At 46.5% G+C, this 7,228-nt stretch carries 6 protein-coding genes and 1 pseudogene; 3 read left to right on the top strand and 4 right to left on the bottom strand.

What is annotated here, in order from left to right:
• The 3 genes and pseudogenes from GY843_RS00285 to mobI all read right to left on the bottom strand — a co-directional run.
• Window positions 1–1,896: heavy metal translocating P-type ATPase (locus GY843_RS00285; RefSeq protein WP_297305725.1), on the bottom strand; the 1,896-nt coding region annotated here is incomplete at its 3' end.
• 183 nt (window positions 1,897–2,079) lie between these two features.
• Window positions 2,080–2,712 (bottom strand): annotated as a pseudogene (locus GY843_RS00280) (transposase); the annotation flags it as partial.
• Between the two features lie 37 nt (window positions 2,713–2,749).
• Entirely contained in the window at window positions 2,750–3,193 is a 444-nt protein-coding gene (gene mobI / locus GY843_RS00275; protein WP_297305724.1) for a conjugative transfer protein MobI(A/C), read from the bottom strand.
• 464 nt (window positions 3,194–3,657) lie between these two features.
• Here mobI and GY843_RS00270 point away from each other — a divergent pair, with 464 nt between their 5' ends.
• Genes GY843_RS00270 through GY843_RS00260 form a run of 3 tightly spaced genes read left to right on the top strand, consistent with a single transcriptional unit; the run spans window position 3,658 to window position 6,147 of the window.
• Window positions 3,658–4,632: a ParM/StbA family protein gene (locus GY843_RS00270; protein WP_297305723.1), complete on the top strand. Its 975-nt coding sequence runs from the start codon at window positions 3,658–3,660 to the stop codon at window positions 4,630–4,632.
• A gap of 2 nt (window positions 4,633–4,634) precedes the next feature.
• Complete coding sequence (locus tag GY843_RS00265; protein WP_022614393.1) at window positions 4,635–4,904, top strand: hypothetical protein; 270 nt, start codon at window positions 4,635–4,637, stop codon at window positions 4,902–4,904.
• A 1-nt stretch (window position 4,905) separates the two neighbouring features.
• Window positions 4,906–6,147 carry an integrase family protein gene (locus GY843_RS00260; protein WP_008305558.1) on the top strand — a complete coding sequence of 414 codons (1,242 nt, stop codon included), beginning with the start codon at window positions 4,906–4,908 and terminating at the stop codon, window positions 6,145–6,147.
• 11 nt (window positions 6,148–6,158) lie between these two features.
• Here the strand turns inward: GY843_RS00260 and GY843_RS00255 are convergent, their stop codons facing one another.
• On the bottom strand, window positions 6,159–6,353 hold the full coding sequence (locus tag GY843_RS00255; protein WP_000127614.1) for an AlpA family transcriptional regulator: 195 nt from the start codon (window positions 6,351–6,353) through the stop codon (window positions 6,159–6,161).
• Window positions 6,354–7,228: the final 875 nt, after the last annotated feature.

Raw genomic sequence — 7,228 nt, 5'->3', positions numbered from 1 at the left:
CAGACGTCCATCGATAGCAACATAGAGTGGAGATTTCCCTTCGTTTCCAAGGCGTATCGCAGTCTTTGAAAAATATTCGATGTCCAAGCCTAACTCACGCATAAATCGATCAGCCCCAATCTCTACGCGCTCTCCGTCTACGGTAGCCCTGACGCCCATCCCAGTAATTGAATCAAACTCAGTCAACACCGGCAGTGATATCTCTTTTCCTAGAGCGGCCTCAACGATAGCGCGGGCAATAGGATGTTCCGAACGTGATTCAACAGCGGCAACTTTTGCTAATACTAAGTCAAGCTCAAACCCTTCAGCCAACTCCAGATCTGTCATTACTGGGCGTCCCTCAGTCAAAGTGCCAGTTTTGTCTACAGCAACGACCTTGGCATCTTTAAGCAACTGCAGAGCTTCTCCCTTACGGAACAAGATCCCCATTTCTGCACCACGGCCAGTACCTACCATGATAGAGGTTGGGGTAGCCAATCCCATTGCACATGGGCAGGCAATGATCAACACAGCCACGGCATTAACCAGTGCGAAAGACAGGGCCGGTGATGGCCCAAATGTTAACCAGGCAAGGAAAGTTAACAACGCTGCCAGCATCACCACAGGAACAAACCATAATGTCACCTTATCGACCACAGCTTGTATGGGTAGTTTAGAGCCCTGGGCTTGCTCTACCATTCTGATTATTTGTGACAGCATCGTCTGACCACCAACGGCTGTTGCACGCAACCTCAATGCTCCTTTCTGGTTAACAGTCCCGCCAACCATTAAGCTTCCGGGAACTTTCTCGACGGGGATAGGCTCCCCCGTTATCATCGATTCATCGACAAAACTTGTTCCTTCGCTCACCTCACCATCAACCGGTACCCGCTCACCTGGTCGAACTTCGACAATGTCATCAAGGGCTACATCGCTGATGGGAATATCGATGACAATACCGTTACGCAGCACATGCGCCTCTTTGGCCTGCAATCCAACCAAACGCTTGATAGCCTCAGACGTTCGACCTTTAGCCCGCGCCTCCATGAATCGTCCTAAAAGAATAAGAGCGACGATTACCGCAGCTGCTTCGTAATACACATTGACGGTACCTTGAGGCAGAAGACCCGGAGCAAAGGTCGCAACCATTGAATAACCGAATGCAGCGAGAGTCCCGACGGAGACGAGAGAGTTCATGTCTGGGCCAAGTCTTAATAACGCGGGAAAACCTTTCACGTAAAAGCGCCGTCCCGGAATAGCCAGCACCAGCAATGTTAACACAAACTGGAGATACCAGCTTTCCTGGAGCCCAATGGTATCCATTATCCATTGATGCATTCCCGGTATCACATGCGACCCCATTTCCAGAATAAATACTGGTAACGCAAGTACAGTCGCCAAAAATAAATCTTTCTTCAACGCAGCCTTTTCAATATCTTTTTTTTCTGCAGTATCATCATTATTCTGGCTTTGGTTATCAACCAGGCTGGCTTCATAACCGATTTTTTCGATAGCAGTTATGAGGTCATCAGCTCCAGCGGTTCCACGAACAGTGGCTCTTTCAGTCGCTAAATTAACAGTGGCTTCTTTTACACCTTTAACCGCTCGGAGCGACTTTTCGACACGCCCTACGCATGATGCACATGTCATGCCCTGAACTGATAACTCTACAGAAGCTTGGGGAACCTCATAGCCGACCTTTTCAACTGCTTCAACCAACGCCATACGATTAACTAATGTATTTAGGCGGATATCTGCACGCTCAGTTGCAAGGTTAACGCTTACGCTTTGTACACCTTCAACCTTAGCCAGAGCGGCTTCAACTCGTCCAACGCAGCTTGCACAAGTCATTCCCTCAATGGGCAAACTGACTTGAGTTTCACCATCATTAGAATGCTGTTTTTTTTGAATGCTCATGATGTATTTCTCATCGTTATGTTCAGATAAAGAACAACCTTAAGGCTTACCATCGTGGGAAGGTCAAGCGCATTATTTTGAACATGCCGATACCGTGGAAGAAATCGTCATAAAATCCTTTACATGAACACATGTTCATGTGTCAGAGTATCGATAAAACCCAGCTTTTTGCTGCAATGTAGTTCACTTAAGCGGAGCTGCCTTGCGATTAACTGGATATCGGGTCTTTGATATTTTTACCGCCCTAGGCCTATTTGGCTTAGGGCGTTTGTCTATAAAAAGGATGGATAAGTCTCCTCGCAGACTTTTTAGACGCTTTGCCGTATTACCGGGAGACACCTCTTTGCACATGACCTTTGTTGACTCGCGATAAACTGACAAGCGTACTTAAAACTGATTTCATTGGGCATTCGACCATGCTCTACTGTCGCTTGACTGGCCTCTCGTCTCACCAAGTTATAACCAAGTAAAAGCCCCCCATAGTTCTTGATAGACAAGCTCCACCGTCTTACTCCTCAGTACTAAAGCGTTGTGTTGCATCGAACTTTTTATGTCTCGATACCCCAACTCAATTTACCATCTCTCATGGTAAAGCTCAGCGACCAATTCTCCGTCGTACTCTTCCCTCGGCAAAGACGTAAACACGGTTTTGTGCTTACCTTGTACTTGATATGTAACGGCTCTGACTTGCCATTTTTCAGGTAGGTTAGGATTTTTCTTGCGTGCCTGTGGTGAGACGTTCATTTCTACCAACATGTCGTCGCTCTCCTCATCGTCCAGAAGGATGTATTTAACCCCTTTCTTAGCAGGCAACAAACAGACCAGTTACCGCGAGTGAAATAGCGCAGTTAACTCAATAGGCATTCACTTTGCGACGCAACATGTTGAGCTTATCAACCTGGCGTCGAATATCACTGAAGAATTCTTCTTTCTCCATGGCCAGCGCTAGCTCCCATTCTTTGGCCAAACCTTGGCAGTCCAAAAATGCGTATCTCAGCTTCGTCTTTGAAATACGCAGTCCCTTGCTAAAGACCACGCGCTTGCCTCGTTGCCCGTGAAAACTGTTGATGTACCACTCTATGCCAAAGCCATACTTAAAGTCTCTGATACGGACACCAAGCAGACCCCAATCTTTAAAGGGCTCATTCTCTCGAACCTTGTAATGGGTAACCCAAAAGTCATCAACTTCAGCTCGTGCCAGCGCTTTTAGCCTGTCTGTTTCTTGCTGAAGTAAATCTGATACATCTGCTTTCCATTGTTCATTGACGATTTCTACCAAACCAATTTCCCCATCCAATTAACCCCAAAAGCCAAAACCACTATCCGTTTGGCTTTTGGATCGAAACGCCAAACGTAAAACTGCCGTAACAATCACTGTTTGGCGTCTCGATATAAATCAACTCGCGCAATCCCATACCTGACAAGGGATACAGGCCGATTTCACTTAAAAACGCCTAAAAAGACGTATTGCCATGAAAATACAAACCGTTTGGCAAGTTCAGGCCAGAATGCAAACGACGTTTGGCGTCTCGATTTTTTTGGCTAGGTCACCAGCCGCCAAACAGAGCCTATTCTCATACTTTTGCGAAAATGCAATAGGCAGATAGATGAAAGGATTTGTCACCTTTCTGCCCACCGCCAGTGCACCGAATCCTGATAATGACATTTGAGTGAACCGCCAGAGCACTTGGAAATGCCCAAGCGTGGCCAGTGCGGTTGATTGAAAACCGTTAGAGCACTTTGAGTGCACAGGAGATAAGTATGTTTGTACTAGGCGTAGATATCGGTTACTCAAACCTGAAGCTGGCAATTGGCCAATCAGGCAGTGAACCGAAAACCATTATTCTGCCTGCGGGTGCCGGTCCTGCGGAACGTATGCCGGAGCGTATCGGTGGAGGTGATGATGAAACTTGTTTGTATGTGTCTGTCGATAATGAGCGTTGGGCCGCTGGTGTGCCTGCTGGACGCCTTCAAGGCTGGGAACGAGAGCTTCACCCGGAATATCCCACCACAAAAACCTATAAGGCGCTTTTTCATGCCGCCTTGTTAATGGCTGAAACAGAATCCATCGATTTGGTTGTCACTGGATTACCGGTTTCCCAGTTTCATGAACCACAACGTAAGTCTGACCTTGTGCAGCGTTTAAAAGGTGTCCATCAAGTGACGCCTAAGCGCAGCATCACAGTTCATGACGTCAAAGTGCTGCCGCAGCCTGCCGGTGCCTATATGGATCTGGTTCAAGCAGGTGGAGATTTGGGCTTGATTGAAGAAGGTCGCGTCGTCGTTATAGATCCCGGCTTTTTTTCTGTTGACTGGGTTGCCCTTGAGGCCGGAGAAATTCGCTACAGCTCATCAGGAACCAGTCTTCAGGCAATGTCCGTGCTACTGGAAACGATTGATAAGCTGATTTCGGAAGATCACGGTGCCAAAGTAGGTATGGATCGACTTGAAAAAGCCATGAGAACCGGCGACTTACAGGTGCTGCTATTTGGTGAAAAAGTCGATATTTCACCTTATCTGAATGCTGCCATGAAAAAGGTAGCGCCTGTCGCTCTTACAGCCATGCGCCAATCAATGCGTGACGAAAGCATCAATGCGGACTTGGTATTGATCGCCGGAGGTGGAGCCTTGGCTTATAAGGAAGCGGCCAAGGAGATTTTTTCACGAAGCAAGATCATCGTGCCGGAACAGTCTGTTTTGGCGAACGTCCGAGGCTTCTGGTTTTATGGGGCTTGATCATGAGAGTTGTCGTCAACATTCCCCCAGGGAGCCACCCTGAACTGCTCAAAGAATTGGAAAAGACGCCACCACGGGAACGCGCTGAGCGTCTGCGGATGCTGGCCACCTTTGGGTTAATTCACATGAGCCAACCCAATCTATCCACGGCATCTGTACCGGTGGATGGCCATGCTCCAGAAGTTGAAATTACTTCTGTGAGTACAGCGCCAGAACCCAAAGCAGAATCACGTAAACAATCATTAAAATCAAAACTAGGGCTGGGCTTATAACATGGCGTTATCAGTTAGCTGGCTCGATGCCAGGTTAAATAAAGAAGCAAAAGAAACCGTAGTAAAAGCCGACCGAGATGGGCTAAGTGCTCGGGTATCGCCCAAGGGCAAAATTGTTTTTCAGTTTCGTTATCGTTTCGATGGCAAGCAACAGCGGGTAGACATTGGTACTTACCCACTTATGAAGCTTGCTGAAGCCAGGAATGAGCTGGATAGGTTAAGGGCAGTACTTGATCAAGGTCGAAACCCCAAGCTCTACCTACAGCAGGAACGGGCTAAGTATTCTGCTAATCAAAGCTTCGAATCGATTTTTCGAGACTGGATAGACTCTGCCGGTAAGCAAGGGCTAAAGGAGAAAACGTGGCACTACCAAAAACGCAGCAGTGAAATATATTTGCTGCCCCGACTTGGCAAGTACCCATTAACTGACATCAATGAATTGTCCTTGCGAAACTGTCTTCGTGAGGTTTCGGAGTCGTCCCCTTCAAACACAGAACGTCTGGTGTCTGTGCTGCACAAGTTTTATGACTGGCTGATTGATGAACAAATTTTGGAAATTAACGCTGCCGCTGGGATCACAGCAAAGAAAGTCGGTGGTAAGAAAGGTAAACGAACTCGGGTGCTAAACGATAACGAGATCAGGATACTTTGGCGCTATTTGCACGAGTCAAAAATTACTGAGAAGAACCGCATCTACATTAAATTGCTTCTGCTATTGGGCGGTCGCAAGGGAGAACTCATTCAAGCTGAAAAGCATCACTTTGACTTGCAATCTGCAATGTGGACAGTGCCTATAGAGATCCGCAAACAAGGTGAGAAAATTGGAGCGCCAATCATGCGGCCATTGATTAGGCCTGCTATTGAGCTGATTGAACTGGCGATGCAGATGAGTAAATCAACTTACTTGTTTCCCGCTAACGGACAAGAAGAGCTTGCCACAAATGGCTTTGATACCACTATTCCTAACAATGTGAAAATCTGGGCTCGCAGGTCGCTTGGTATTGAGATGGAACACTGGTCTATGCATGATCTTCGCAGAACGATGCGAACGCGAATGTCAGCCATCACCACGCAAGAAGTTGCCGAGTTGATGATTGGCCACAGCAAAAAAGGGTTGGATGCTATCTACAACCAATATCAGTACCTGGATGAAATGCGTCATGCTTACGACGTTTGGTATCAACAGCTAGAGACCATCATCGAGCCGACAGGCTTTCCGTTCAACTGGCGTTTCGGACAATAAAAGAAAGAGGCTCAGTCCTCTTTCTTCTCATACTCTTCTAGGTCTTCAATGTGCCAAAGCTTGTTTCGTGTATTTCGGTTGATACGAGGTTGCGGCAAGCTGCCATCTTTTATTCTTCGCCAGAGCGTCGTATAGCTTATGTGGTAACGAGCCATCACTTCGTAAGATGTTAGAAAAGGGGTTACCTGGTGCGCTACTGCTGTCATCTGCATTCTCCTGAAAATCAATGTAAAGCTATCATCGCCTGATTCATCACTTGTTGATGGTCAGAAAGATGCATGATTTGTTCAGAAGATTAGCCTTATCAAAACACAAATGTTGCTATTAGGTACTTTTCAGCTCAAACCTATGAATAACAAGGGCTACAAAGCGGTTTGTGTCATGAATAGCAATCAACATGCCTAACGAGAAAAATTTGTACACACTGTTTGTACACTCGCAACGATGACACATCAAAAACCACAATGACGAACCCTTTAAATTCATAAGCTTACAAACATAAAACTAGAGATGATCGCATTTATTCCGCTTTTGTAATGTCGAAACCAAAGTACCAAAAGCAGGAGGTACTTTCTTCATCAAGCCCAGTAACCACAAGGCCTACAGCCAGATTTGTGTCATGAAATTTTCGCCAAAGGCCTCTAAAACGGAATTTGTACTCAAGTTTGTACACACTTTCCGAGGTTACGCTTGAACATCATTGAAAAGCAAAGAAACGAGAAAAAGACAAAAAGCCTTTAAATTCAGTACGTAGAGATGTGATTGTGGTGTGCAATGAAAGGTGGTTTTAAGCGTTGAAAGGCTGGGTGGCATCAGGGTGGGAGATAATGGCAAAAGTACGGCGCTGATTAACTTCTTCTTGCAGGATGCTCATCGATCTAAATCACAGTAGGCTGGCAGAAAGCGGGCATTATACCCTTCTTGGATAAAAATACCTCTACTGCGACATTTTGCCTCGCCTGATTAAAGCAAGGCTGGGGTATAATCCCGCTATGGCAAACCATCGCGATAACCTACTCCAGCTTTCCTATATACGGACAGTTACCCTGTTTGGGCAGTGCCTTGCTGTTATTTTCGCCCT

Source organism: Neptuniibacter sp., assembly GCF_024231755.1.
Taxonomy (GTDB): domain Bacteria; phylum Pseudomonadota; class Gammaproteobacteria; order Pseudomonadales; family Balneatricaceae; genus Neptuniibacter.
Note: the sequence above shows the minus strand (reverse complement) of the source record. Positions and strands in the feature narration are given on the sequence as shown.

Coding starts and splice junctions, on each gene's coding strand:
- GY843_RS00265 (WP_022614393.1), top strand. CDS start 4,635: ATGAGAGTTGTCGTCAACATTCCCCCAGGGAGCCACCCTGAACTGCTC.
- GY843_RS00270 (WP_297305723.1), top strand. CDS start 3,658: ATGTTTGTACTAGGCGTAGATATCGGTTACTCAAACCTGAAGCTGGCA.
- GY843_RS00260 (WP_008305558.1), top strand. CDS start 4,906: ATGGCGTTATCAGTTAGCTGGCTCGATGCCAGGTTAAATAAAGAAGCA.
- GY843_RS00255 (WP_000127614.1), bottom strand. CDS start 6,353: ATGACAGCAGTAGCGCACCAGGTAACCCCTTTTCTAACATCTTACGAA.